The sequence below is a fragment of the Mycobacterium kyogaense genome (assembly GCF_036946525.1).
GTDB classification, from domain to species: Bacteria; Actinomycetota; Actinomycetes; order Mycobacteriales; family Mycobacteriaceae; genus Mycobacterium; species Mycobacterium kyogaense_A.
Genome location: NZ_JAQIIY010000016.1, coordinates 40,372 through 64,942 on the forward strand (window position 1 = coordinate 40,372; position 24,571 = coordinate 64,942).

The window sequence follows — 24,571 nt, forward strand, 5'->3', positions numbered from 1 at the left end:
CGCCTACCGCGTCGTCCGCTCGCACTGCTTCCAGAAGCTGGTGAACGACGCATATGACTTCTCCGGCACGTCGGGAAACATCCGCGGCATCTCGTCGGCGGTGCCGCGCCAATGTGGCACCGAGGGATGTCGCATGTGGACGACGTCGTCCCCGAGGTCGAGGTCGTCGAACTCGGCGACCACCACCTGGGCGCCCGGAATCTGCTGCGCGCATCGCACCACGTAGTCGGTGACCATCGGCGAGACCGGGAAGCGGTCGAACCAACTGGGTTCCAGCAGGACGATCCGGTTGGCGTCGACGTCCTGGCGCCATGCGGCGTTCAGCCAGAACGAGTGATAGAGCACCGTGGGCTTGGCCGGGTCGACCACCGGCTCGTCGCTCGGCGGCGGCGTCCACGTGAGGTCGAGCTCCACGCGTTCGGTGAGGACATCGGGAACCGCCATCTCGGCGAGCACACCGTAACTGTGGTCGATGATCGTGTCGTGCTGCGTCATCGGTGAGTACTTGTTGACGTTCTGCTGGGCCGGCACGTACTTCTTGTGGCTGTTGGTGCCCGCCACCCACTGCCACGACAGGCTGTTGCTGGCGGGGTCGCCGTCGAGCAGGTGGTAGTACAACCAGAGGCTGGGTTCCCACCAATGGGTGCGGCCGATGTTGCATGTCAAGCCCGCCAACCACATTCGAGCGTGGTTGTGCATGTAGCCGGTGTCGTAGAGATTCCCGACGGCGGCGTCGAGCGCGTCGATTCCGGTGTTGCCGTCGCGCACGGCTCGGGGCATCCGCCGCGAGCTGACGGGGTGCTGCGGGCGCTTGACGTCGGTGAAGATGCGGTCGCCGAGGAACGTCCACTCCCGCTGCCAGTACTCGCGCCACGCCAACTCGAAGACGAACTTGTACGCCTGCGACGGCGTGTACCGCTCGAGAATCAGATCGCGCACCTCAGGCAACGTCACCAACCCGCGGGTGAGGTACGGCGAGATCTGCGTGCCGCCGTCGGTGAAATTGCGCGTCCGCGCATAGCGCGCGGCATCGATTCCCGACACCCGGTCCAGCACGTCCTGACGAGACACGGCAAACGACTCCACCCCGCCGAGGGTAGCCACGGGGTCGGACACGCTCCGGTCACGCGCGGCGAATGCAAGGATGTTCACCCATGACCACACGCGAACCGGACCTAGTCGACGGCGTGCCCCGCGGGCGGATCGTCGTCGCCTCGATGGTGGGCACCACCATCGAGTTCTACGACTTCTACGCCTACGCCACCGCTGCCGTCGTGGTCTTCCCGCACCTCTTCTTCCCCAAGGGCAACCCGACGACGGCACTGCTGGCATCGCTGGCGACCTTCGGCCTTGCCTTCGTCGCACGTCCGGTCGGATCAATCCTGTTCGGACACTTCGGTGATCGGATCGGACGCAAGACCACGCTGGTGGCCTCGCTGCTGGTGATGGGCATCGCGACATTCCTCATCGGCGTGCTGCCCACCTACCACCAGGTGGGGTTGCTCGCCCCGGCGCTGCTCGCGATCATGCGCTTCAGCCAAGGCCTGGCGCTCGGCGGCGAATGGAGCGGCGCGGCCCTGCTGGCCACCGAGACAGCCAAACCCGGCAAGCGCGCGTGGGCGGCCATGTGGCCGCAACTCGGCGCCCCGTTCGGATTCCTGCTCGCCAACGGCGTGTTCTTGATCCTGGTGCTGTGGCTGGGATTCAACACCGCCAGCCCGGATCTGGACGGCGCGTTCCTGACGTGGGGCTGGCGCATCCCGTTCCTGCTCAGCGCGGTGATGGTGGCGATCGGGCTCTACGTCCGACTGCGGCTGACCGAGACCCCGGTGTTCGCCCGCGCGATCGCCCGCGGCGAGCGGGTGCGCGCACCGCTGGCCGAGGTGTTCCGCAACCACTGGCGTCAGTTGATCATCGGCACGTTCGTCATGCTGGCCACCTACACGTTGTTCTACGTCGTCACCACCTGGGCGCTGAGCTTCGGCACCGGCAAGAAGGCCGCCACCGGTGGGGGATTGGGCATTCCCTATCTCGAATTCCTTCAGCTGCAGATCGTCTCGGTGCTCTTCTTCGCTGCCATGCTGCCGGTCACCGGACTGCTGGCCGATAGGTTCGGTCGCCGGGTGACGCTGCTGGTGATCACCGCCGCGATCATCGTCTACGGCACCACCTTCGGGCTGCTGCTCGATCCGGCATCGGCGACGACTACTTCGACGTTGGTGTTCCTGATCATCGGCATGACGTTGATGGGCCTCACGTTCGGGCCGATGAGTGCTGTGCTGCCCGAACTCTTTCCGACCAACGTGCGGTACACCGGGTCGGGTGTTGCCTACAACGTCGCCAGCATCCTGGGCGCGGCGATCGCACCCTTCGTCGCGACATGGTTGGCCACCTCCTACGGGGTGGCGTGGGTGGGCGTCTACCTGATGTGCGCCGCGCTGTTGACCGGCATTGCTCTCCTGGTGATGCGCGAGACGCGAGACGCCTCGCTCGACGACATCGAGCAACTCGTTCCATAGCGGGCGGTCGGTCGGCGTCGAGCTAGTGCAACGTCTTCGCCGGCTCTGTCGCGGAAGCCTCCTGGCTGGCCGCCCAGCATGCCAGGACGGCGAGGCTGTCTGCAGCCGGCGTCCCGGCGGCTGCGGTGTAGACGTTCAGATGCATCTCGGGTTCGGCGGCCAGTTGCATCGACTCGTAGTCCAGGTCGAGCCGGCCGACGACGGGATGGTGTAGACGTTTGCGCCCGGTCCGCAGAACTCTCACATCGTGCGATGCCCACCGCTGCCGAAAGGGCTCACTGCGGGTGGACAGTTCGCCGATGAGCGCGATCAGGTCCTCGTCGTGCGGGGTGCGACTGGCTTCCATCCGGAGTTTCGCCGCGACGTCGCGAACGATCTGGTCGTAGTCGACGAAAAGCTCTCGTGCAGAACTGGGTTCGAGGTAGACGAACCGCGCGATGTTGGCGGGGCGGCGCCTGTCGGCCAGTATCGGAGAGTAGAGCGCGCGGGCGAGCTGGTTCATCGCGAGTACGTCGAAGCGGCAGTTGCGGATCCAGGCGGGAGCGTCGGTGATGGCGTCGATGACCTGCTGCAGGCCCGGACGCACCGCCACCTCTGCCGAGGCGCGGTGCGTCCTCCTCGGCTTCCCACACTGCCGCGCCAAGTGCAGCAAGTAGAGGCGCTCAGCCTCGTCGAGCTGGAGGGCGGAAGCCACCGCGTCGAGCACTTCGGGCGACGCTCCTGCCAGGCTGCCGCGTTCGATCCGCACGTAGTAGTCGACCGAGATCCCCGCCAGCAGCGCGACCTCCTCCCGCCGCAGACCCGTGACCCGGCGGTTCCCTCCGTAGGCCGGCAGGCCCGCGTGCTGGGGTGTGATGCGGGCGCGGCGCGACGTCAGGAACTCCCGAATCTCGGCGCGCACGTCCGTCGTCGTCATCCCCACACCGTACGGCCGGTCCGCCCGGGGCGGGAGGTACTGCGGGTGCCCCGCTAGACGCCCGACGCAGTCGTGGCGATCCCACCGTCGACCGGCACGATCGCGCCCGTCATGAACGCCCCGGCCCTGCTGGCGAGGAACACCGCCACACCCGCCATGTCGTCGTCGCGGCCGAGCCGACGCAGGGGCGTGGCAGCCCGAATCGTGTCGCCCATGGCCTCGAGGGTGCCCTCCATCATCTGCGACGGAAAAACCCCTGGTGCAACGGCGTTCACCGTCACGTGGTGCGGGCCCAGTTCGCGGGCGAGCACCCTGGTGAGCTGGTGCAGTGCCGCCTTGCTGCTGGCATATGAATAGTTGGGCGACTGCGCAACGTGGATGGCAGCGATGCTGCCGATGTTGATGATCCGCGACGGATCGTCGGCGGTGCCCGCCCGCTGAAGTGCCGGAAGCAGCGCCTGCACGAGCCAGAACGGCGCTTTGAGGTTCAGATCCAGGACGGTGTCCCATGCCTCGTCGGGAAAGCTCGTCAGCGGCTCGCGCCACATCGCTCCCGCGTTGTTGACCAGGATGTCGAGGGGGCCGCCGTCGACGGTGATGGTCTCGGCGAGACGCCGGCATTCGTCATGCCGAGAGAGATCTGCCGGGATCGCCGTGACTTCGCCGAATTCGGACAGCAGCTCCTGAGCCCGTGCGCACGCCTGTGCCCGGCGCGAGCCGATGATCACGCGGGCACCCGCTTGGAGGAGGCCGCGGGCGATCATCGTCCCGATTCCGCTGGTGCCGCCGGTGACGAGAGCAACCTTGCCCGACAGATCGAAAAGACTTGTGTGAGATGACATGTGGTGGCTCCCATCGGTGGCGACGCGGTCAGTCACGACACGCTAAGCCCGGGACTCGGCCATCAGAAAGGCTCTGGTGGTACCGGTATTCGGACGGCCTAGCTCATGCGCTTGGCGATTGCACCCGCTGGGCCAGCCAGGGCAGCGCGTCGGAGAAGGCGCGCTGGGCGAACTGCCAGGTGTGGAAGCTGATGATCTTGTGTACGGAGCACGAGATCTGCACGGCCTGACCCGCTGCGCAGAGGTCCTCGGCCGCGCCCAACTCGTCGGTGTCGCGTTCCCCGTCATGGCCGCCGAATCCCGACGGGGAACTCGACTGTGGCCGGTGCAGTCCGGCGTTCTTCATCAGTTGGTCGGCGTTCGCCGGTGCGACGGTGTCCTCGAACCAGCCCGCGACGTCGGTGTAGGGGCCGTGCGCGGCCATCACCGTGCGCGGATCGAAGGCGTCCCACTGCGCTGCGTCACCGCCGTAGAGCCGGTCGATCGTCTGCTGCTTGGTGCCCGCGGTCGGGCCGTGGTCGCCCGCGATGTCTTCGAACGTCGCGAACAGATTCGGATGCATCACGGTCAGGTCCACCGCGCACGTGCCGCCCATGGACCACCCCACCACCGCCCAGTTGATCGCCGCGTCGGATGCGCCGTAGTTGGCGACGAGGTAGGGGCGCACGTCTTCGGTGAGATGGTCGGCGGCGTTGCCGCGCGGCCCGTTGACGCATTCGGTGTCGTTGTTGAAGCTGCCGCCGACGTCGGGGAACACGAAGATCGGGGTCTGGCCTTGATTCTGGCCCCGGTGCTGGCTGGCGTACTGGTCGATGATCGGCATGACAGTGCCGCTGCGCATCCAGTCTGCCGGGGTGTTGAATTCTCCGGCGATCATCATGACCACCGGCAGTCGCGGTGGGGTGTCACCGGCGAACCAGGCGGGCGGCAGGTAGATGTACTCGCTGCGATGCGTGAAACCGCTTGCCATGTCAGGAATGTCGACCTTCACCAGCTTCCCCGAATCGGGCGTGGTGTTGCGCAGCGAGGGAAGCGCCGACATGTCGACCTCATGGGGGAGCGGGCCCGCGGTGATCGCACCCCAGGCCGATTGCAGCGACGGGTAGTAGCCGACCCACTGGTTCAGCGAGATCGCCGCGGCCAACAATGTCAGGGGTACGGCGAGCACCGACAGCCCCCGCCGCCACCATCTGGTGGTGCGCCAGCCCAGCACCGCGATCGCGACCGTCGCTCCGAACACCGCCGTCCACACCCACAGCACGAACGGTGCGGGGTCCGACGCCAGCCCCTCGGAGTTCATGTAGGTGCGGGCCGCCAGCGCGACGAGGACCCCGACGACGATCGACATCGGCACCCAGACCACCCGCCACCGCCGGGTCCGCCAGCCGATGACGGCGATCAGCACCACGACGGCGACGATTTCGACGGTGAGCGGGAACCAGCCGCCGAGCAACGAGATCCCTCGCTGGAATCCGTGAAAGTCGGGAGCCGGGAGCTGCGGCAACGGTGGTGGCGGCGTCGGCGTCGTCGTCGGCGGGGGCATCCACCCATCGTGCCGACGCTAGCTGTGCACTTGCCAAGCGCCGCCGTCAGACGGCGGACCGGTGGAGAAGGTGTCGCGCGCGCTCGCCGGCAGTCGTGGCGCCCCACACCCCGTGCTGCTCGGGTGTCCGCAACGCGTGGTCGCGACACTGTTGCAGAACCGGGCACTGGCGACAGATCAGCTTGGCGGCCTTCTCTTTTCTGTGGATCACCGCTCGTGACGAGTCATCCGGGAAGAACACCTCGACCGGGTAGCCGAGGCACTTTCCCCTCAGCTGCCAGCTCCACGCGTCCTCGGTGGGCGGGGGCAACCGAAGGCAATGCGTCCGCGCGAACGAGGCCAGATAGCTGCTGTGGCGCGTCATCAGCGTCCTCCGTGACTCACGCGCTGCGGCACCTTTGGCCACAGCAGTCACAGGAGAGTTCGATCGACCCCTCTGCGTCGTTACAACCCGGCTGTCAGATCCGGCTGCGCCGCAACCCCTTTCACAGCAAGTTGCCAGCAAAACTCACAGGTGACATCTCGTCATCTTCAGGTTGGCTTCAGGCCGCACGGTCAACATCACTGACGGCAAAGATCCGAGCCCACGCGAGACAAGGCGCGTGTCCACCCGCCGCCGACCTCTAGACACGGGGGAATTGACGTTGAGCGTGATCACACTGGATGTCGTCCTCATCCTGCCGCCGCAGCTGAGAGACCTCGCGGTCGCCACCAGCAATCACCTGGCCGACGCGATGTCGGACGTCGGCGGTGCGGCCTTCCGGCTCGGCGAGGATTTTCCCGGCCGCGACGACGGTCCGTGCGAGCCGCACATCTCGCTGTTCATGATGGCGGTCGACGAGACCGAGGTCGCGGAGGTGGCTGCGGCGGTCGCTGATGCAGCGCGCACTGTCACCCCGGTGGCGGCCTCGGCCGTCAAATACCGCCACAACCACGAGGGTGCGCCCGAGGTGTTCTTCGATCGCTCCGACGAGTTCCGGGCAGTCCAGCGTGCGGTCGTCACCGCGGCGGAACCGCTGCGCCGCGGTCGGATTCGTGAACTCGACCCCGGAGGTAACCCGCTGGCGGCCGTCCTGCAGGACCCGAACCCGAAGGATCCGGCGCGCGTTCGGCAGTTGCGCACCTACGGGTTCGACGACGTCTCCGACGACCAGGACGACCGGTTCAATCCGCACGTCACGCTGACCTGGCCGGTCGACGAGACCAGCCGCGTCGATCTCGGGACACTGTGTGCCCCCGCAGACTTCAGCGGGTTGCTCACCGACGTCGCTCTCTACGGCATGGCGCCCAACGGAACCTGCACCCGGCGCTACGGCTCCTGGACGCTGACCGGGGACCCGGTGTGACCACCGACAGTCCCGAACTCCGGCGATCGCTGTGGGCGCTCGACGGGGTCAACTTCTTTCTCGCCGACGTCCAGGCCGGCCTCGGCCCGTTCCTCGGGGTCTACCTGATCAACAAGGAGACCTGGAACCCGGCCAACATCGGCCTGATCCTGACCCTCGGAGGTGCGGTCGGGCTGCTGCTCAACGCCCCGGCCGGCGCCCTGATCGACGCCACGAAGTACAAGCGGGCCCTGCTGGCCGGGGCCGCTGCGTTGACATCGTTCGGCACGTTCATCGTGACGTTGAAGCCGACGTTCGCGGTCGTCACCGCCGCCCAGCTGCTCACCGGGATCGCCGGGGTGGTCCTCGGTCCTGTCATCGCCGCGATCGCGCTGGGCATGGTCGGGCCGAAAAGGTATGCCGCGCAGACCGGTCGGATGCAGGCGTTCAACCACGCGGGGAACGTGGTGGGCTCCGCCGTCGCCGGGCTGGCCGGCTACCTCATCAGTCTGAAGTTGGGTTTCTGGCTGGCCAGCCTGTTCGGCATCTTCGTGGTCCTCTCCACACTGCTGATCAAACCGAAACTGATCAACCACGACGTGGCCCGCGGGATGAAACCCAAAGACGACACCGACGACGGAGAGGACAAGCCGTCGGGCTTTCGGGTGCTCCTGCGCAACCGCCCGCTGCTGATCCTCGCGGCCGTCGTGGGGCTTTGGCAGCTCGCCAACGGTGCGATGCTGCCGATCACCGGCCAGAAGCTCGCCGTCGGCGACGCCAACAACGGTGCCCTGTACCAAGCCGCGCTGATCATCGTCGCGCAGGTCGTGATGATCCCGATGGCCATGCTGGTGGCCCGCCGCGGTGACCGGTGGGGTCGAAAACCGTTGATGGTGTTGGCTTTCGCGGTTCTCCCCGTGCGCGGCGTGCTGTTCATCCTGGCGCAGTACCCGGGTGAGGTGATCGCTGTGCAGGCTCTCGACGGTATCGGCGCCGGACTGCAGGGAGCCTTGTTCGCGATCATGGTGGCCGACCTGACCCGCGGCAGCGGCCGCTACAACATCGCCTTCGGCGCGGCCACGATGGTGCAGGGAATCGGAGGCGCGCTCAGCCCCACCCTCGCCGGCGCCATCGACGCCGCCGCCGGATACGGCGCCGCGATGTGGGCGCTCACGGCAATCGCCGTGGCGGCCCTGGTCCTGTTGGTGCTCGCCGTACCGGAGACGCGCACACCGTCTGACGATCCGCCCGAAACCTCCGACGTCACAACAGAACCCACCGCGGTCGGCTGAGGCCGATGATCTCTGGAGTCGGTGCGACGGTGCTGTCGGTTGCCCTGGTGGCGGCCGTGATGATGTTCGCGGTGGTGCGGCCGCGCGGGCTGCCCGAAATCGCCGCGGCCCTGCCCGCTGCCGTCATCGCGGTGGTGGTGGGTCTGGTCAGCTGGCCTGCCGCACGCTCGGCGATCGCCGAGATGGCGCCCACGGTCGGGTTTCTCGCGGCCATCCTGGTGCTGGCGCATCTGGCTGACGCCATGGGTGTCTTCGCCTGGATCGCCGATCAGTTGCGGCGCGGATCGCACGGATCTCCGACGCGACTGCTGAGCCTGGTGTTCGTCGCGGCGTCGGCGACCACCGCGATCCTCAGCCTGGACGCGACCGTCGTACTGCTGACGCCGGTCGTGATCGCCACCGCGCAGGCGCTGCGGATGGACCCGCGGCCGCATTCCTACGCCAGCGCGCACCTGTCGAACACCGCCTCCACGTTGTTGCCGGTCTCGAACCTCACCAACTTGTTGGCCTTCGCCGCAACGGGTTTGACGTTCGTGGAGTTCACGACGGTGATGGCGCTGCCGTGGATCGTGTCGATCGTCGCCGAGTTCGTCGTGTTTCGGATCTTCTTTGCACGACAGCTGTGTGCCCCGGCTGACGCACCGGGGGCTGCGCGGGCCGTCGTGGCGGACGACGTGACCTCGCCGCCGATGCCGACGGCAGCCCTGGCCGTGCTGGCGCTGACGCTCGCTGGGTTCGCGGTCTCCGGGTTCGTCGGGGTCGCACCGGGATGGGTGGCGGCCGCGGGTGCCGTGGTGCTGGCGGGATTCGCGCTACGGGCCCGGCGGACCACTCTGGGCCGCACCCTGGCCGCGGCCGACGTGCTGTTCTGTGGGTTCGTCCTCGCATTGGCCGTCGTGGTGGTGGCCGTGTCCGACGGTCCGATCGGCCGTGCGCTGGCGGAGCGCCTGCCGGGTGAACCCACCCTGCTCGGGCTGTTGGCGGTGGCCGCCGTCGCCGCGGTGATCTCGAACCTGGTCAACAACCTGCCCGCGACCCTGCTGCTGCTCGCCGCGATCGGTACGCATGCGCCACCGGCCCTGATCCTTGCCGTGCTGCTGGGGGTCAACATTGGCCCCAACCTGACCTACGTCGGCTCGCTGGCGATCATGCTGTGGCGCAGGGCATCTGCCGCGGCCGGTGCCGATCCGCAGTTGCGGGTCTACACAGTGCTGGGGCTCCTCACGGTGCCGGCCGCACTGGTGGCCAGTGTGCTCGCGCTGTGGGTCGGGGTAAGGCTGATCTGACCAGTCGATCGATCAGACCGTGCTCACCGCCGGGAAGCTGATGACGAGGGTGTTGCCGATGGGGTCGGCGATCGTCACGAATCCCGTTCCGTCATCAGTGAACACCGGCGCGGTGGCGCTCACGCCGCCGGCTCGATCGATCGGCGCAACCAGCTGTGCGCCGGTCGATGTCAGCGCGTACACGCCGGCGCTCGACGCGACGGTGTAGTCCAACAGGTACGCGGTGCCGTTGGGATCGAACGACAACAGCCGGTAGTCCCCGGTCGGGGTCAACGTGTCGACCGGTTGCTGGAACGTGCTCAACGGCACCACGGTGTTCCCGGCCGAATCGAACCCGACGATCTTGGTGATCGTCGAGTTCGGAGTCCCGGTGAAGAAGTAGCCGACACCGTCAGGACCGAACTGCACACCGAACGAGCCCTGCGCGGTGTTACCCGGCACCACCTGAGTCAACGTCCCGGTGCCGAGAGCGATCGCCTGGTGGGCCGTCGTCTGACCGCTGTTGGGGTCGGGGTAGTCGAGAAGTTGGTACGCCGCGCCGTCCGGACCGAAGAACACGGTGCTCGCCGACGCGCCCGCGGGCAGGTCGATGGTGCGGACGATCGAACCGTCCGGATTGATCACTGCCACATGGTCGATGCCGCCCGCGCGGTAATTCACGTACCCCACGTTCTCGCTGCCCGTCGTCGCCCCACCGCTCGTACGAACCGTGCGGGTCACCAACGGGCCCGGCAGGGTGGTGGTGGTGACGCTGCCGTCTGCCGCGACGATCGCGACGGCGCCGGTGTTCAGGGACGGGTCGGTGATCGGCGCGTAGACGGTGCCGTCGGGCGTGACCTGGAAGGTGAAGCCGGCGACGCGGCCCGTGATCGGATCCGAGGTCTGGGCGCCGGTGGTGGTGATCTTCGAGATGTAGGTGGTGCCCGCGCCGTTGTCCGTGGTGCCTGGGTAGGTGAAGGTCTCCAGATACAGCCCGTCGGCGGTCACCACGGTGGCGCCTGGCAGCCCGTTGACCGTTCGCGCCGTGCTGGTGGTGCCGTCCAGGGCGTAGACCCTAGTCGTCTTGGCTCCGAAAAGCGTTCGCTGACTTGCCAGTACATAGACCGTGCCGTCCTGGCCGAGGATCGGGGCGCTCGGCGTCGAACCGTAGGGCAGCCCGATGGTGCGTGTGGCTCCCGAGGGGGTGTACACCCGCAGCGTCGAGGAACCGAACTGCGACGACACCAGATACGCCGTCCCGTCATCCTCCAACCCCAGCGATGTCGTGTAGGGCAGGGTCTGAGCGGAGTTCGTCGGCGAGATGCGGTAGTAGCGATAGGGATAGGTCGCGCCGAGCATGTCGAACGGCTGCGGCAGTCTGGTTGCGAAATACAGCGCCCCGTCGGCACCCACGCGCACCTGTCCGGTGGGCGACCCGGTGATGGTCCTGACCGTGGTGACAGTGCCGCTGCTGTCGACGGTCGAGATCGTCGATCGGGTGCCGCGCTCGTTGGCGGTGATGAGGACCAGCGTGCCGTCGGGGCGGGTCACCGCACCGCCACGCACGTTGCCGACGATGTCGCCGGTGTCGGCGAGCACCTGGGCGTCCTTGTCGAGCACGAAGACCCGGACCCTGCCCGCGGCTGTGGTGACTTGGTAGATCGTGCCGTCCGTGGCGATCACCGGTGACTGGTAGGCCTGACCGGGAATCGCGGACGTGCCCGCGGCTGCGACATCGCGGGCCGCGATCACGCTGCTAGCTGTCGCAGCTTTGCTGCTCGCCTCGACGCTTTGGCGGCGAGCGGACGCCAGCATCGTCCACAGCAGGGGAGCGGTGGTCGACGGTGCCGCGGGGTCAGTCGACGGGGGTGTCAGCTTCGGGGTGAACAGCGTCGTGAGCGCCGTGGCCAAGGGCCGCGCCGGCTCGTCGGGTTCCTCGACGGTGGCGGTGTCGGACTCGGTTGTCACACGCTTGGTGGGTCTCGTTACTTGCGTCGGCTGCTGCGGGGCTGACACGGCGTCAGGCGGTTCGACGTCCGGAGCGTCGTCGGCGACGGTGCGCGACTCGTCGACGTCATCGCGCGGCTCGGTGACCGCAGCCCGCTTGCGTTTCGTCGCAACGGAATTGCGTGTCTTCTCCGTCGAAGCGGCGTCATCGGACGTCGACTCAGCCCTCTTCGTGAACAGACCGCGGCGCGCCGGCTTGTCTGCCGCGTCATCGGCGGCGGAGCGCACGCTGGGACCCGTCGAGACACTTGCCGAGCTGGTGTCATCCGGCGCCGCCCACGCCTCCCCGGGTATCGCCACGATGGCGAAGCCGATGCCCAGGGCGACGGCCAGCGCACCCACCCGTCCGATGTGCGTGTTCTTGTCCATGGCGCCTCCCCGTCGAGTCCCAGTCGTGTCCCATCGAATCATCCTGGGAAATGCCTGGGAGGGAATCGGGGGTTTCCCTCGTCTTCGCTCCCAGCCTGTGGAGCAAACCGTTCAGAACGCGCGCGTGCCGTCGACGAGGGGGCCGCAGCGCAGATCGAAGCGCTCGCGCAACGTGTCCAACGTCCGGCGGGCGCTGTCGCGGTCACGGCGGTGCCGGAGCAGGAAGGTCACCGACCCCCGCAGCTGGCGGGTCAGCGGGTACCAGGAGTCGACGTTGGATCCGCACCGCAGGAACACCGACGTCGGGAGGCGGTCGAACATGACGCTGAGGTTGTACTGCGACAGGCACAGAATCCCGAAGGGCAGGATGACTTTCGATTTCGCCCGCAGGTCGATGGCGTCCATCTCGTACAGGGGAGCGTCCACCAGCCGGTCGCGGTAGAGCATGTGGGTCATGAAGTACGCCATGAACGACGTCAAATGCATTGTCGTCGAACGAGGTTGGATCGACAGGACCGACCCTCCAGGCGACAGGTACGGCTGATAAGGCCCGGCATCGCGCATCACGTAACCCGTGCAGTTGATGATCCAGCTGCCGGGGGCGACCCCGCGGCTGCGGCCACTGGCGAACCGCATCACCGGGCCGTCGACGCCGTCGGTCACGTCGGAGAACCGATCCATCACCACCTCTCGCAGGCCCGCGGCGATGGCCCGACTCTCCTTGGCCGACATGATGCCCAGCACGTAGGTGTCGGCAACTTCGGTGGGCCAGACGCCGTAGGTGTCGCGGAACCAGGAGTTGGCCTCGTCTTCGTTGGTGCCGTCGAAGTGGCTGAGCATCTGGGCTCCCGAGGCGCTGGCCGGGGTGCCGGACCACCACCGCCTGCGTCCCTGCGGGAACGTCTCGTCGCGGCTGAGGAAGTAGGTCCCCGAACCGGCGACCATCGACACCTGACGATGCGGGTCGGCGGTGATCAGCGCGTGTGCGGTGTCCATCCCCGTCTTCCCGCCCCCGACGATCCACACGGGCGCACCGTCGGAGGCGATCTCGTCGACGTCGCAGAAGTTCGGCGACACCGAGCGCACCTGGTGGGACTCAACGGGTAGCGGATCGTTCGGGGTGATGGCGAAGCCGGCTGCATTGATCAGCCGCGGGGTGGTGATCGTGCGTGTACGGCCGTCGGCGGCACTCACGCGTAGCGTGACGATGCCGTCCGATTCGGCGAATCCGTCGAATTCCCAGCCGAACAGGGTGTCGACCGTGACCCGCCGGCGGACGACGTCGAGGCAGTGGGCGAAGTGGTCCAGCACCTCGGATCGCGTCGCCAGATGTCTGCGCTCATGACCCTGCGTCCACCGGATGTCGCCGGCGGTGAACCAGGGGTGCGGCTGGTGCAGGCGGACGTAGGGGTAGGTGTCGACCCACATTCCGCCGACACGCAAACGGCGGTCGACGAGAATCACCCGCTGTCCGCGGCCGAGGTATTCGGAGGCCACCGCGAGTGCGTTCATCCCGGCCAGGCCTGCTCCGACGATGCACACATCGCAGCTCTCGGTCTCTGTCAGATCGCCCACCGCGTCACCCGCTTCGCTCGTCACCTTCCGTAGGTGTGCCCCGCAACAGCAAAGCAAAACGTGGCGTCTGTGTGCAGAAATAGGCCGCGCGGCTATCGCGATTACCAAATGTTGCCAGCTGCACCTTCAGCACTCGCGGTGAGCGGCCGCGGCCCCCGCCTCTCGCAGCCAGCGCAGCGGATCGGCCAGCGCGGCGTCGACGGTCCCCGCGAGGTCCGCGAGCGACACCGCATGGCCGGGGGTGTCCGTCGCGATCTGTCCGGCGATCACGACCGCGGGCGTTCCTGCCGCCTCGCACTTCTGCAGCACCCGGCCGACGAGCTTCCCGGTGAGGGATGTGGCGTCGAATCGACCCTCGCCGGTCACCACCAGGTCTGCGCTCGGTATGCGATCGCCCAGACCCGACCTCCGCACAACATGATCGGCGCCGGAGGCGAATCCAGCGCCCCAGCACAGCAGCGCGTAGCCGCCGCCGCCCGCCGCCCCGGCCCCCGGCGCACCCGGGTCTGCCGTGAGCCCTGCGGCGGCCAGTACATCCGACCAGTGCCGCAGGCGATCGTCGAGATATCGGAGCACGGCGGACCCGGCGCCCTTCTGTGGCCCGAAGACATGAGCAGCTCCGCGAGGACCGAACAGTGGGGCAGTGGTGTCGACGAGCGCGACGACCCCACCCGCAGGCGCCGGCCGCAGCTCGGTCGCGTCGACGGTGGCGACGGCGTCGAGAGCGCCGACGGTCGTGTGCTCCAGCAGCCGGCCGCGCGAATCGAACGCCCGCAGGCCGAGTGCGCACAGCAAGCCGAACCCGCCGTCGGTGCTGGCTGATCCTCCGAGGGCGATCAGAACATCGTGAACGCCGGAATCGAGCACGCGCGCAAGTACCTCACCGGTGCCGCGACTGGTCGCCGTCACGGGCGACAGGACAGGCATCAGCGTGATGCCTGACGACTCGGCGAGTTCCACCACTGCCGAGCCGTTGTCGTTGCGCATCCAGCGCGCGTACACGGGTCTGCGGTCGGGACCGGTGACCCGCTCGCGGTGGCTGCGCCACGACCCGGCGGCGGCGATGGCGTCGAGCGTGCCCTCGCCGCCGTCGGCCTGCGGCAGTTCGATGACGGTGTCGTGCGGGCGCGCCGAACGCCAGCCTGCCGCGACTGCGCGTGCGGCATCTGACGCCGACGCCGAGCCCTTGAAGGAGTCCGGCGCGACGAGCACCTTCACGCCGACAGACCAGGCAGCACCAACTCGCGATACCGCTGCTTCATCGTCTCCACGACGCCGCGCGGATCGGCAGACCACACGTCGGCGTTGAAGATCTCGACTTCCACGTCACCGCGGTAACCCGCCGCGGACACCATTTCGGTCACCGACGCGAAATCGATGACACCGTCGCCCATCATGCCGCGCGACATCAGCGGGTCGGCAGCCATGGGCACCAGCCAGTCGCAGATCTGGTAACTGCTGATCCGGCCCTGCCTTCCGGCCTCGGCGATCTGCTGCGGCAACTCCGGGTCCCACCACACGTGGAACGTGTCCACCACGACGCCGACGACATCTGCCGGATGCGGCTCTGCGAGGGCGAGCGCCTGAGCCAACGTGGAGATCACCGCGCGATCGGCGCAGTACACGGGGTGAAGAGGTTCCAGTGCCAGCCGGACCCCGCATGCGGCGGCGTGAGGCGCCAATGCGCCGATGCGGTCGGCCACGCGCGCGCGTGCGCCAGGGAGGTCTCGGTCCGGGACGCCGCCGACGACCATGACGAGTTCCGGGGCCCCGAGCGCGGCGGCCTCCTCGATAGCACGCCGGTTGTCGTCGAGTGCGTCGTCGCCGAGCCCGGTGAGGAAACCGCCGCGGCACAGGCTGGATGCACGAATCCCGTTGTCGGCCAATATTTTACCCGACTCGGCGACGCCGGCCTCGGCGACGCGGTCACGCCACAACCCGACCGCGGGCAGTCCCGCGGCTGCAGCTCCCTCGACCGCCTCACGCAGAGTCCACGAGTTCGTGGTCTTGGTGTTGAGCGAGAGCCGAGAGAAATCTGTGCCGCTCATTGCGCGATCCCGTTCAGCTCGAGGAACACTCGCATCCGATGGGCTGCGCGGTCGGGATCGGCGAGCAGTCCGGCCCGGTCGGCGAGGACGAAGATTTTGGTCAGGTGCGTCACCGACCGACCGGAGGCCAGCCCGCCGACGAGAGCGAACCCCGGCTGATGGCCGTTGAGCCAGGCGAGGAATGCGATGCCGGTCTTGTAGTAGTACGTGGGGGCCTCGAAGATGTGCCTGCCGAGTTCCTGTGTCGAGTCGAGGATCTCGCGGGCACGCACCGGGTCACCGGCGTCGATCTCCTGCAGGGCCGTCGACGCGGCGGGATAGATCGCCGCGAAGATGCCGAGCAGGGCATCGGAGTGTCCGTGCTCGTCGCCCATGATCAGCTCGGGGTAGTTGAAGTCGTCGCCGGTGTACAGCCGGACTCCCGCGGGCAGCGCCCGGCGCAGCATGACTTCATGCTCGGCGTCCAGCAGGGATACCTTGACGCCGTCGACCTTGTCCGCGTTCTCCTCGATGAGACGCACGAATGTGGCTGTAGCTGAATCGATGTCGGTGCTTCCCCAGTATCCGCGCAGCGCCGGGTCGAACATCTCACCCAGCCAGTGCAGGATCACCGGGCGCTCCACCTCCGACAGCAGCGCCCGGTAGACCGAGAGGTAGTCGTCGGCGGAGGCGGCCACGGCTGCGAGCGCACGCGACGCCATCACGACCACGTGCGCACCAGCCTCGCCGACGGCGGCGATCTGCTCACGGTAGGCGTCGGCAACCGTGGTCAGACCCGCCGTCCCCGACGGGACGTCGGCGAGCTCGAGCTGATCGGTGCCCGCGCCGCAGGCCAGTCGCCCGCCGACGGAGGCGGCCTCGGATGCGCTGCGGCGGATCAGCTCGGCCGTGGCGGCCCAGCTCATGCCCATCCCGCGCTGCGCGGTGTCCATCGCATCGGCGACACCGAGGCCGTAGGACCACAACTCGTGCCGATAGGCCAGCGTCGCGTCCCAGTCGAGATCGGCAGGCGCACCAGGGGTGTTGTCAGCGGTCACCCTCGGCACGACGTGCGCTGCGGCATAGGCGATCCGCGACGTGATCGGACCGTCGGGCCGTCGCCACGCACCCGGCGCGGACAGCTGGTAGGGACGTACGGCGCCGTCGAGGGGGAGCGCGATGCGTGCGGTGGTGTCCGCGGTGACGGTCACAGCACGATCTCCGGAACCTCGAGGCGCACGCCGCGTGCGGAACTGTCGAGGCCCAGCTGCGCGAGCTGGACACCGCGTGCGGCCGAGAGCAGTCCGAAGCGGTGCGGCCGCTCGGCGAGCACGTCGCGCAGGTACTCCTCCCACTGCAGCTTGAAACCGTTGTCGAGTTCGGCGTTGGCCGGCACGTCGAGCCACTGGTCGCGGAACTTCTCGGTGGCGGGCAGGTCGGGGTTCCACACGGGCTTCGGCGTGTGCGCTCGCTGCTGCGCGACGCAATTCCGCAGTCCGGCAACGGCAGAACCGTGCGTGCCGTCGATCTGGAACTCGACGAGTTCGTCGCGATGCACGCGCACTGCCCATGACGAGTTGATCTGCGCGATGACGCCCCCGGCGATCTCGAAGATGCCGTACGCGGCGTCGTCGGCGGTGGCGGTGTATTCCTTGCCCGCCTCGTCCCAGCGCGTCGGGATGTGGGTGACGGTCTTCGCCGTGACGGCTTCGACCTTGCCCAGCAGGCCCTCCATGACGTAGTTCCAGTGGCAGAACATGTCGACGGTGATCCCGCCGCCGTCCTCGGCACGGTAATTCCAGCTCGGCCGCTGCGCGGCCTGGCTGTCACCCTCGAACACCCAGTAACCGAACTCGCCGCGCATCGAGAGGATGCGGCCGAAGAAGCCCTCGTCGACCAGACGGCGCAGCTTGACCAGGCCGGGCAGGTAGAGCTTGTCGTGCACGACGCCGGCCACGATCCCGGCGTTCTCGGCCATCCGGGCGAGCTCGACGGCCTCGACCAGCGTTTCGGCCGTGGGCTTTTCGGTGTAGACGTGCTTGCCCGCCTTGATCGCGGCGGTCAGCGCCTCCACCCTGCGGGAGGTCACCTGGGCGTCGAAGTAGACGTCCACGGTCGGATCCGCGATGACTGCGGCGGTGTCGGTGGTCCAGTGCTCGACCCCGTGCTGTGCGGCCAGATCGGCGAGACGGTCGGCGTTGCGGCCGACGAGGATCGGCTCGACGGCCACGCGGGTGCCGTCCTCGAGCACCAGGCCCGAGTCGCGCAACGGCAGGATCGAGCGCACCAGATGCTGGCGGTAGCCCATGCGGCCGGTGACGCCGTTCATGGCGATGCGCAGGGTCTTGCGGGGAGTGGTCATGGGAACGTGCTCCATCGTGGGGCGCGGCGTCGACGACGCCGTGCGAAAGGGCGGTGGATTGCACTTCGGAATGCGCTTTCCAAGGTAAGCTGACAGCCGCGCATCGGTCAACCCATGCGCGAAAACTCGCCCCGCGACGTGGCGATCGAGGAAGGCGTGCGGATGGCGGTCACCCTGCAGGACGTGGCGACCCGTGCGGGCGTGTCCCAGGCGACGGCGTCCCGGGTGCTCAACGGGTCCGCACGTGTACCCGGGGAGGGCGTCGCCGATCGGGTCAGGGCGGCGGCGAAGGAACTGGGTTACGTACCGAACGCGCAGGCCCAAGCGCTCGCGCGGGCGTCGACCGGACTCCTCGGTCTGGTCGTGCACGACATCGCCGACCCGTACTTCTCGTCGATCGCCCGCGGCGTGCAGAAGGCCTCGCGCGCGGCCGGAAAGCAGGTGCTGCTCGCCAGCACCGACCGTGACTACGACGTCGAACGCGACGCAGTCAGCACGTTCATCTCGCACCGCGCCGACGCCATCCTGCTGGCCGGTTCCCGCCAGAGCGGACACCTCGACCGCGACATCGAAACAGAGTTCGGGCGCTACCGGGACAACGGCGGCCGCATCGTCGTCATCGGTCAGCCGCTCGCCTTCGGCGGCGCCGTCGAACCCGAAAATGCCTTTGCTTCAGCGCAACTCGCGGATCAACTGGTCGAGCTCGGACACACCCAGTTCGCCGTGATCGGCGGGCCGGGCAGCATCCGCACCGCGGTGGACCGCCGCAACGGATTCGTCGATGCACTAGGCAGGCGGGGAATCACTCCGCTGGTGGAGGTCTCTGGCGACTTCACCCGCGACGGCGGACACTCGGCCGCCCGGCGGCTCGCCGCTGCGCTGCAGCTCAGCCCCGGTGCGGGCACCCCGCCGGTCTGCGTCTTCGCCGTCACCGACGTCATGGCCATCGGCGCCATCGCCGCGTGGCGGGAGCTGGGCCTCGAGGTCCCGCGCGACGTCTGCATCGCCGGCTTCGACGACATCCCCACGCTGCGCGACCATTGGCCGAGCCTTTCGACGGTGGCGCTTCCTCTCGAGCGCATCGGGGAGCGGGCCGTGGAGCTCGCGCTCTGCACCGATCCGGGGGCCGACGATCTGCGCGAACGCATTGCCGGCGAGGTCGTGCTCCGCACCAGTACACAGCTCTGACCTCGGCTGACGCGCGCTTGACGGGTAGCGTCGTTGACAGTGTGTGCTGCATCACGTTAGTGTCGGAACTACTTCGGAAAGCGCATTCCCATCGGGTGCTCACCCACCCGGACCTTCGAATCAAGGATTCATCCATGGCCGTAACCGCACCCGCGGAATCGCGCCGGGCCACGCGCCCCGCCGCCCAACAGAAACGCCCGCGGAGGTCGCTGTCGCCGATGGCCACGCTGTCGAGCCTCTGGCGTCCGTCTTCTCTGCTGCTCGCCCTCCTCATCGCGTGGTGGGCCGTCACCGAGGCCGACCTCGTCGCGCCCTACATCCTGCCCTCACCCGCAGATACATGGCAGACCGCCGTCGACAACGCTGCGTAACTTGCCCAGAACACCTGGGTGACCACCTGGGAGACGGTGGTCGGCTTCGCGATCGCCACCGTGGTAGGCGTTTTCGTCGCAGTCGTGATGGTCTACTCGTCGAACATCGAGAAGACCGTCTATCCGCTGATCCTGTTCGCTCAGGTGATCCCGAAGATCGCTATCGCGCCCTTGTTCATCGTCTGGTTGGGTTTCGGCACGTCTCCCAAGATCCTGGTCGCCGTCCTGATGGCGTTCTTTCCCATCGTCATCTCCGGGCTGGCCGGCTTGCGGTCGGTCGATCCCGAGATCCTCGAGCTGACGTCGACCATGGGTGCGAGCAAGCTCAAGACCTTCGCCAAGATCCGTTTTCCTGCCGCGCTGCCCCAGTTGATGTCGGGACTCAAAGTCGCCGCCACCCTCGCCGTCACCGGTGCGGTGGTCGGCGAGTTCGTCGGCTCCAACGAGGGACTCGGATACGTCATCCTGCAAGCCAACGGAAACGTCGACACCGCAATGCTGTTCGCCGCACTCGTGATCATGTCCGCGCTGGGCATCGCGCTCTTCGCCATCATCGAGATCGCCGAGAAGCTCCTCATCCCGTGGCACTCGTCGCGCCGCATCAATTCATCCACCACCCAAGCCTGACCCGGAAACCAGGAGACACCATGTCGTTGCACCGACGGGCCGTCGGCATCGCTGCCGCAGCCACTGCCACCCTGCTGACGCTGACCGCCTGCGGCGGAAGCGGATCCGAAAACACCACCGCCGCTGACGGATCGACTCAACCGGCGACCCTGATGCTCAACTGGTACCCCTATGGCGAGCACGCGCCGTTCTACTACGGCGTCGAGAAGGGCATCTTCGCCGAGCACGGAATCAACCTGAAGATCGATGCCGGACAAGGGTCGACGAAGACCGTGCAGGCCGTCGGTTCCCAGCAGGTCGACTTCGGTTGGGCCGATACGCCTGCCGTCCTGAGCAACATCGACAAGGGCGTCAAGGTGAAGAGTGCGGGCGTCTTCCTGCAGACGACGCCGTCTGCGGTGCAGGTGTTCGCGGACTCGGGCATCAACACCCCCGAGGATCTCGTCGGCAAGACCATCGCGGTGTCCGCCGGCGACGCGCCGACCACGACGTTCCCGATCTACCTCGAAAAGGTGGGAGTTTCCGCGGATCAGGTGAAGCAGCAAAGCCTCGATGCCGCGGGCAAGATGTCCGCCGTCATGTCGGGTCGCGTCGACGGTTTGATCGGCTTCGCCCACGACCAGGGCCCGACGATCGCGAACAAGAGCGGGCGCGAGATGCGCTACCTCCGGTACAGCGACGCCGGCTTGAACTTCTACAGCAATGGACTCATCGCCAACACCGAAACACTCTCCGACAACAAAGAACTCGCGCAGCAGATGGTTGAAGCCACCAGTGAGGCGTTCGAAGCCGCGGTCGCCGACCCCGAGGGTGCCGTGGACGCCATGGCGGGTAAGGACCCGCAGATGCCGCCGCGTGAGGTGCTGCTCGAACAGTGGCGTCAGACCATCCCGCTGCTGAGCACCCCCGCGACCGCGGGCCAGGCGCCGGGCGTCAACTCCGAAGCCGACTGGAAGTCCACGATCGCCACGCTGAACGAGGCCGGTCTGCTCGAGACGGCCAAGGAGCCCAGCGAGTACTGGGAGTCCTCTATCAGCCCGCGCGGCAACGAGTAGGAGATCAGATGACCACCGCCACCATCGATCCGTCGACCGGAGTGACCCCCGCCGGCATCACCGTCGATGGCCTCACCGTGACGTTCTCCTCCAAGCGCGGAACCACCACCGCGCTGCAGGACATCGATCTGCAGGTCGCCGACGGCGAGTTCGTCACCATCGCGGGCCCCTCGGGATGTGGAAAGTCGACGCTGCTCAAGGTGATCGCCGGGCTGACCGGTTCCACCAGCGGCGAGGTGCGGCTGCGCGGCAAGGCTGTGCGCGGCCCGCAGCGCGAGATCGGCTACGTGTTCCAGCGAGCCGCCCTGCTCGAATGGCGCAGCGTGCGGAAGAACATCCTGCTTCAGGCCGAGATGCGCGGTATGTCCCGCCAAGCCGCTGCGCGCCGGTGTGACCACCTCCTGGAGATGACGGGGCTCGACGGCTTCGCCAACGCGATGCCGTATGAGCTCTCGGGCGGTATGCAGCAACGGGTCTCGCTGTGTCGAGCGTTGCTGCACGAACCGGATGTGCTGCTGATGGACGAGCCGTTCGGCGCACTCGACGCGTTGACTCGGGAGAAGATGAACGTCGAGCTGCACCGCATCTGGCGGGAGACTCAGACGACCGTCGTCCTGGTGACCCACTCCGTGGCCGAGGCTGTGTACCTGGCCAACCGCGTCGTGGTGATGAGCCCCCGTCCCGGCCGGATCGTCGAAACGCTCGACGTCGACCTGCCGGCGGACCGCGACTACTCCGACACCATGGAGCGGCCGGAGTTCATCCGCGTCGCCAACCGGGTCCGGGATCTCCTGGGGAGTTCGACCGCCGCGGACTGATCGGCCGGCGCCGGAAAGGGGGCACTCGCGCCCCTTCCGGCGGGGTGGTCAGGTCGATGTCCATCGCATGTGCTCGTCAGCGCCGGCTGCCCCGCGGGTAGCGGCTATTTTCCAGGCCCCACCTGGCTGACGGACGAGTGTGCCGTGCCCACTCTGCGCACCGACAGGCACATCACCGCCGCCACAGCGCACAGGCCTGCCGCGAGGTAGAACGCGAGGTCGTAGTCGCCGCGCAGGTCGCGAATCCAGCCGGCGCCCGCGGCGGCGACCGCCGCTCCGAGCTGGTGCGAGGCGAACACCCAACCGAAGACGATCGGCGTCTTGTCACCGAAGTACTGGCGGCACAGCGCGATGGTCGGAGGAACCGTCGCCACCCAGTCCAGGCCGTAGAAGATGATGAACACCCATGTTCCGGGCTCGGCGTGCGGAGAGAGCAGGGCCGGAAGTGCGAGCAGCGACAACCCCCGCCCGCTGTAGTAGATGACCAGCAGCACGCGGGCATCCACGCGGTCGGTCAACCATCCGGAGAACACCGTGCCCGCGACGTCCATGATGCCGACCACCGCGAGAAGGCCGGCCGCCACGGTCGTCGGCATCCCGTGGTCGTTGGCGGCGGGGATGAAGTGGGTGCCGATCAGCCCGTTGGTCGTCATGCCGCAGATCGCAAAGCTGCCGGCCAACAGCCAGAACGCCGGCACCCGCGCACCGAGCCCCAGCCCCGAGAACGCCGCCGCGAAACTGCTGCCCGGCGGACGTGACGCCGGTCCCGCATCGACGGTCGGCTGCTGCCCGTAGCGGCCAAGGCCCCTGTCCTGCGGCCAGTTTCGCATCAACAGCAGGACGGGCGGGAGCACGGCGAGCGCGGCGGCAGCGACCAGCAGCGACGCCCACCGCCAGCCATGGTGGGTGGTGATGGCGGCGACCACCGGCAGGAAGATCAGCTGACCCGTCGCGCTGGCGGCGGTCAGCACGCCGGTGACCAGTCCGCGGTGTGCGTCAAACCAACGGGTGGCGATCGTCGCAACGAAACCCATCGAGATGGCTCCGGTCCCTGCGCCGACCAGCACCCCCCACAACAGGACCAGCTGCCAGCTTGCGGTCATCGTCACGCTCAGCGCACTGCCGGCCGCGATCAACGTCAGCGCGACGGTCAACACGGGCCTGATCCCGAAGCGGTCCATCAACGCCGCGGCGAACGGCGCGGTCAGGCCGAACAGCGTCATGTTCACCGACATCGCGAGCCCGACGGTCCCGTGCGACCAGCCGAATTCGTGATGCAGCGGGTTCATCATCACCCCGGGCACGGAGCGGAAGCCGGCGGCACCCAGCAGCGCAACGAAGCTGACGGCCGCCACAACCCAGGCCCAATGCAGGCCGACGATGCTGCGCGGGGAGCGGTCGGTCACGGTCACCGCTCGACTATGGCGGCCGGCGGCCTTGGCGGCTAGTGGCAAGACTGCCGTTATTCGTCGAAAACGTGCCATCATGGCGTCATGTCCGCTCACCGGGTCGCCGTGTTGCTGCTCGAGCCGGTCATCGGCTTCGACGCCGCGATCGCGCCCACCCTGTTCGGGGCGGCCGTGGGTTCCGACGGCAATCCGCTCTACGAGGTGATCACCTGCGGGGTGACCGCCGAACCCGTCCTCGCCAACACCGGGTTCGCGATGATCCCGGCCGCGGGAGCCGAGGTCCTGGCCACCGCCGACACCGTTGTGGTCCCCGGGACGCGGTATGAGCCCGCCCGCGTGGACGGCCGGCTGGACCCCGAGGTCGCTGCTGCGCTGGCCACGCTCTCACCCTCGGCCCGCGTCGCCTCGATCTGCACGGGCGCCTTCGTGCTCGCCGCGGCGGGACTTCTCGACGACCGCCCGGCCACGACCCACTGGCAGCACGCCGACGCGCTGCGCGCGCTGTACCCGCAGGTGCTGGTCGACGAGAACGTGCTGTTCGTCGACGACGGCGACGTGCTCACCTCCGCGGGTCTCGCCGCGGGTATCGACCTGTGCCTGCACATCATCCGGCGCGACCACGGGACGCAGGTCGCGAACGCGGTCGCCCGTTACTGCGTCGTCCCGCCCTGGCGCGAGGGCGGGCAGGCCCAGTTCATCGAAAGTCACGTTCCGATGGACGATTTCGCGTCGACAGCGCAGACCAGGCACTGGGCCGCCGAGAACCTGCACCAACCGCTGACGATCCGTCAGCTCGCCGAGCATGCGGGCATGAGCACCCGCACGTTCATCCGCCGGTTCCGCGAGGAGACAGGCCAGCCACCCGGGGAATGGCTCCGGCACCGCCGCGTCGATCGCGCTCGCGAACTACTCGAAAGTCATGACCTGAGTGTCGACGAGGTCGCCCGCCGCTCGGGGTTGGGCTCCGGCGGCAACCTCCGTCACCACCTGCGGCGTGGCCTGGGCATGTCGCCGTCGAGTTATCGCAAGGTCTTCGCCGGCCACGAGCGGTAGCCGAAACG

Annotated in this window: 22 protein-coding genes; 10 read left to right on the forward strand and 12 right to left on the reverse strand. The window is 68.0% G+C overall.

Annotation, left to right across the window (positions count from 1 at the left end):
* Positions 1 to 3: 3 nt before the first annotated feature.
* Complete coding sequence (locus PGN37_RS14275) at positions 4 to 1,086, reverse strand: FAD-binding domain-containing protein (protein WP_335331678.1); 1,083 nt, start codon at positions 1,084 to 1,086, stop codon at positions 4 to 6.
* Positions 1,087 to 1,154: 68 nt separating this feature from the next.
* Here PGN37_RS14275 and PGN37_RS14280 point away from each other — a divergent pair, with 68 nt between their 5' ends.
* Positions 1,155 to 2,519 (forward strand): MFS transporter, encoded by a 1,365-nt coding sequence (locus PGN37_RS14280; RefSeq protein WP_335331679.1) that lies wholly within the window; start codon positions 1,155 to 1,157, stop codon positions 2,517 to 2,519.
* Positions 2,520 to 2,541: 22 nt separating this feature from the next.
* On the opposite strand, the gene PGN37_RS14285 is transcribed toward PGN37_RS14280, so the two are convergent.
* The 4 genes from PGN37_RS14285 to PGN37_RS14300 form a co-directional block, all read right to left on the reverse strand.
* Positions 2,542 to 3,435 carry a helix-turn-helix domain-containing protein gene (locus tag PGN37_RS14285; RefSeq protein WP_335331680.1) on the reverse strand — a complete coding sequence of 298 codons (894 nt, stop codon included), beginning with the start codon at positions 3,433 to 3,435 and terminating at the stop codon, positions 2,542 to 2,544.
* A 53-nt stretch (positions 3,436 to 3,488) separates the two neighbouring features.
* On the reverse strand, positions 3,489 to 4,277 hold the full coding sequence (locus tag PGN37_RS14290; protein ID WP_335331681.1) for an SDR family oxidoreductase: 789 nt from the start codon (positions 4,275 to 4,277) through the stop codon (positions 3,489 to 3,491).
* 103 nt (positions 4,278 to 4,380) lie between these two features.
* A complete protein-coding gene (locus tag PGN37_RS14295) occupies positions 4,381 to 5,820 on the reverse strand; it encodes an alpha/beta hydrolase (RefSeq protein WP_335331682.1) in 1,440 nt (479 codons plus the stop codon).
* Between the two features lie 46 nt (positions 5,821 to 5,866).
* Positions 5,867 to 6,184 (reverse strand): WhiB family transcriptional regulator, encoded by a 318-nt coding sequence (locus tag PGN37_RS14300; protein ID WP_335331683.1) that lies wholly within the window; start codon positions 6,182 to 6,184, stop codon positions 5,867 to 5,869.
* Between the two features lie 280 nt (positions 6,185 to 6,464).
* Here PGN37_RS14300 and PGN37_RS14305 point away from each other — a divergent pair, with 280 nt between their 5' ends.
* The 3 genes from PGN37_RS14305 to PGN37_RS14315 are packed head-to-tail and all read left to right on the forward strand — an operon-like array spanning position 6,465 to position 9,723.
* Complete coding sequence (locus tag PGN37_RS14305; RefSeq protein WP_335331684.1) at positions 6,465 to 7,166, forward strand: hypothetical protein; 702 nt, start codon at positions 6,465 to 6,467, stop codon at positions 7,164 to 7,166.
* On the forward strand, positions 7,163 to 8,437 hold the full coding sequence (locus tag PGN37_RS14310; protein WP_335331685.1) for an MFS transporter: 1,275 nt from the start codon (positions 7,163 to 7,165) through the stop codon (positions 8,435 to 8,437). Before PGN37_RS14305 ends, PGN37_RS14310 begins: the two co-directional genes overlap by 4 nt.
* A gap of 5 nt (positions 8,438 to 8,442) precedes the next feature.
* Positions 8,443 to 9,723: an SLC13 family permease gene (locus PGN37_RS14315; protein ID WP_335331686.1), complete on the forward strand. Its 1,281-nt coding sequence runs from the start codon at positions 8,443 to 8,445 to the stop codon at positions 9,721 to 9,723.
* A 12-nt stretch (positions 9,724 to 9,735) separates the two neighbouring features.
* Here PGN37_RS14315 and PGN37_RS14320 read toward each other — a convergent pair whose 3' ends face one another.
* The 6 genes from PGN37_RS14320 to PGN37_RS14345 all read right to left on the reverse strand — a co-directional run bounded on the left by PGN37_RS14320 (position 9,736) and on the right by PGN37_RS14345 (position 18,042).
* Complete coding sequence (locus PGN37_RS14320; protein ID WP_335331687.1) at positions 9,736 to 12,078, reverse strand: hypothetical protein; 2,343 nt, start codon at positions 12,076 to 12,078, stop codon at positions 9,736 to 9,738.
* 111 nt (positions 12,079 to 12,189) lie between these two features.
* A complete protein-coding gene (locus PGN37_RS14325; protein ID WP_335331688.1) occupies positions 12,190 to 13,653 on the reverse strand; it encodes an FAD-dependent oxidoreductase in 1,464 nt (487 codons plus the stop codon).
* A gap of 126 nt (positions 13,654 to 13,779) precedes the next feature.
* Positions 13,780 to 14,871: a glycerate kinase gene (locus PGN37_RS14330; RefSeq protein WP_335331689.1), complete on the reverse strand. Its 1,092-nt coding sequence runs from the start codon at positions 14,869 to 14,871 to the stop codon at positions 13,780 to 13,782.
* Positions 14,868 to 15,701, reverse strand: a complete 834-nt coding sequence (locus PGN37_RS14335) for a sugar phosphate isomerase/epimerase family protein (protein ID WP_335331690.1) — start codon at positions 15,699 to 15,701, stop codon at positions 14,868 to 14,870. The genes PGN37_RS14330 and PGN37_RS14335 overlap by 4 nt, the downstream gene beginning before the upstream one ends.
* The gene (locus PGN37_RS14340; protein ID WP_442932932.1) at positions 15,698 to 16,891 is read right to left on the reverse strand and encodes a dihydrodipicolinate synthase family protein; all 1,194 of its coding nucleotides are present in this window, start codon (positions 16,889 to 16,891) and stop codon (positions 15,698 to 15,700) included. The genes PGN37_RS14335 and PGN37_RS14340 overlap by 4 nt, the downstream gene beginning before the upstream one ends.
* Positions 16,888 to 18,042: a Gfo/Idh/MocA family protein gene (locus PGN37_RS14345; RefSeq protein ID WP_335331691.1), complete on the reverse strand. Its 1,155-nt coding sequence runs from the start codon at positions 18,040 to 18,042 to the stop codon at positions 16,888 to 16,890. The genes PGN37_RS14340 and PGN37_RS14345 overlap by 4 nt, the downstream gene beginning before the upstream one ends.
* 114 nt (positions 18,043 to 18,156) lie before the next feature.
* Between PGN37_RS14345 and PGN37_RS14350 the strand changes: the two genes are divergently transcribed.
* The 5 genes from PGN37_RS14350 (at position 18,157) to PGN37_RS14370 (ending at position 22,101) form a co-directional block, all read left to right on the forward strand.
* Positions 18,157 to 19,230 (forward strand): LacI family DNA-binding transcriptional regulator, encoded by a 1,074-nt coding sequence (locus PGN37_RS14350; RefSeq protein WP_335331692.1) that lies wholly within the window; start codon positions 18,157 to 18,159, stop codon positions 19,228 to 19,230.
* Positions 19,231 to 19,364: 134 nt separating this feature from the next.
* Positions 19,365 to 19,601: a hypothetical protein gene (locus tag PGN37_RS14355; protein ID WP_335331693.1), complete on the forward strand. Its 237-nt coding sequence runs from the start codon at positions 19,365 to 19,367 to the stop codon at positions 19,599 to 19,601.
* An 18-nt stretch (positions 19,602 to 19,619) separates the two neighbouring features.
* A complete protein-coding gene (locus PGN37_RS14360; protein WP_335331694.1) occupies positions 19,620 to 20,228 on the forward strand; it encodes an ABC transporter permease in 609 nt (202 codons plus the stop codon).
* Between the two features lie 20 nt (positions 20,229 to 20,248).
* Entirely contained in the window at positions 20,249 to 21,283 is a 1,035-nt protein-coding gene (locus PGN37_RS14365; protein ID WP_335331695.1) for an ABC transporter substrate-binding protein, read from the forward strand.
* A gap of 8 nt (positions 21,284 to 21,291) precedes the next feature.
* A complete protein-coding gene (locus PGN37_RS14370) occupies positions 21,292 to 22,101 on the forward strand; it encodes an ABC transporter ATP-binding protein (protein WP_335331696.1) in 810 nt (269 codons plus the stop codon).
* Between the two features lie 104 nt (positions 22,102 to 22,205).
* On the opposite strand, the gene PGN37_RS14375 is transcribed toward PGN37_RS14370, so the two are convergent.
* Positions 22,206 to 23,513 (reverse strand): MFS transporter, encoded by a 1,308-nt coding sequence (locus PGN37_RS14375; protein WP_335331697.1) that lies wholly within the window; start codon positions 23,511 to 23,513, stop codon positions 22,206 to 22,208.
* A gap of 81 nt (positions 23,514 to 23,594) precedes the next feature.
* Between PGN37_RS14375 and PGN37_RS14380 the strand changes: the two genes are divergently transcribed.
* Positions 23,595 to 24,563, forward strand: coding sequence for a GlxA family transcriptional regulator (locus PGN37_RS14380; protein WP_335331698.1), 969 nt, complete (start codon positions 23,595 to 23,597; stop codon positions 24,561 to 24,563).
* The last annotated feature ends 8 nt before the right edge of the window (positions 24,564 to 24,571 follow it).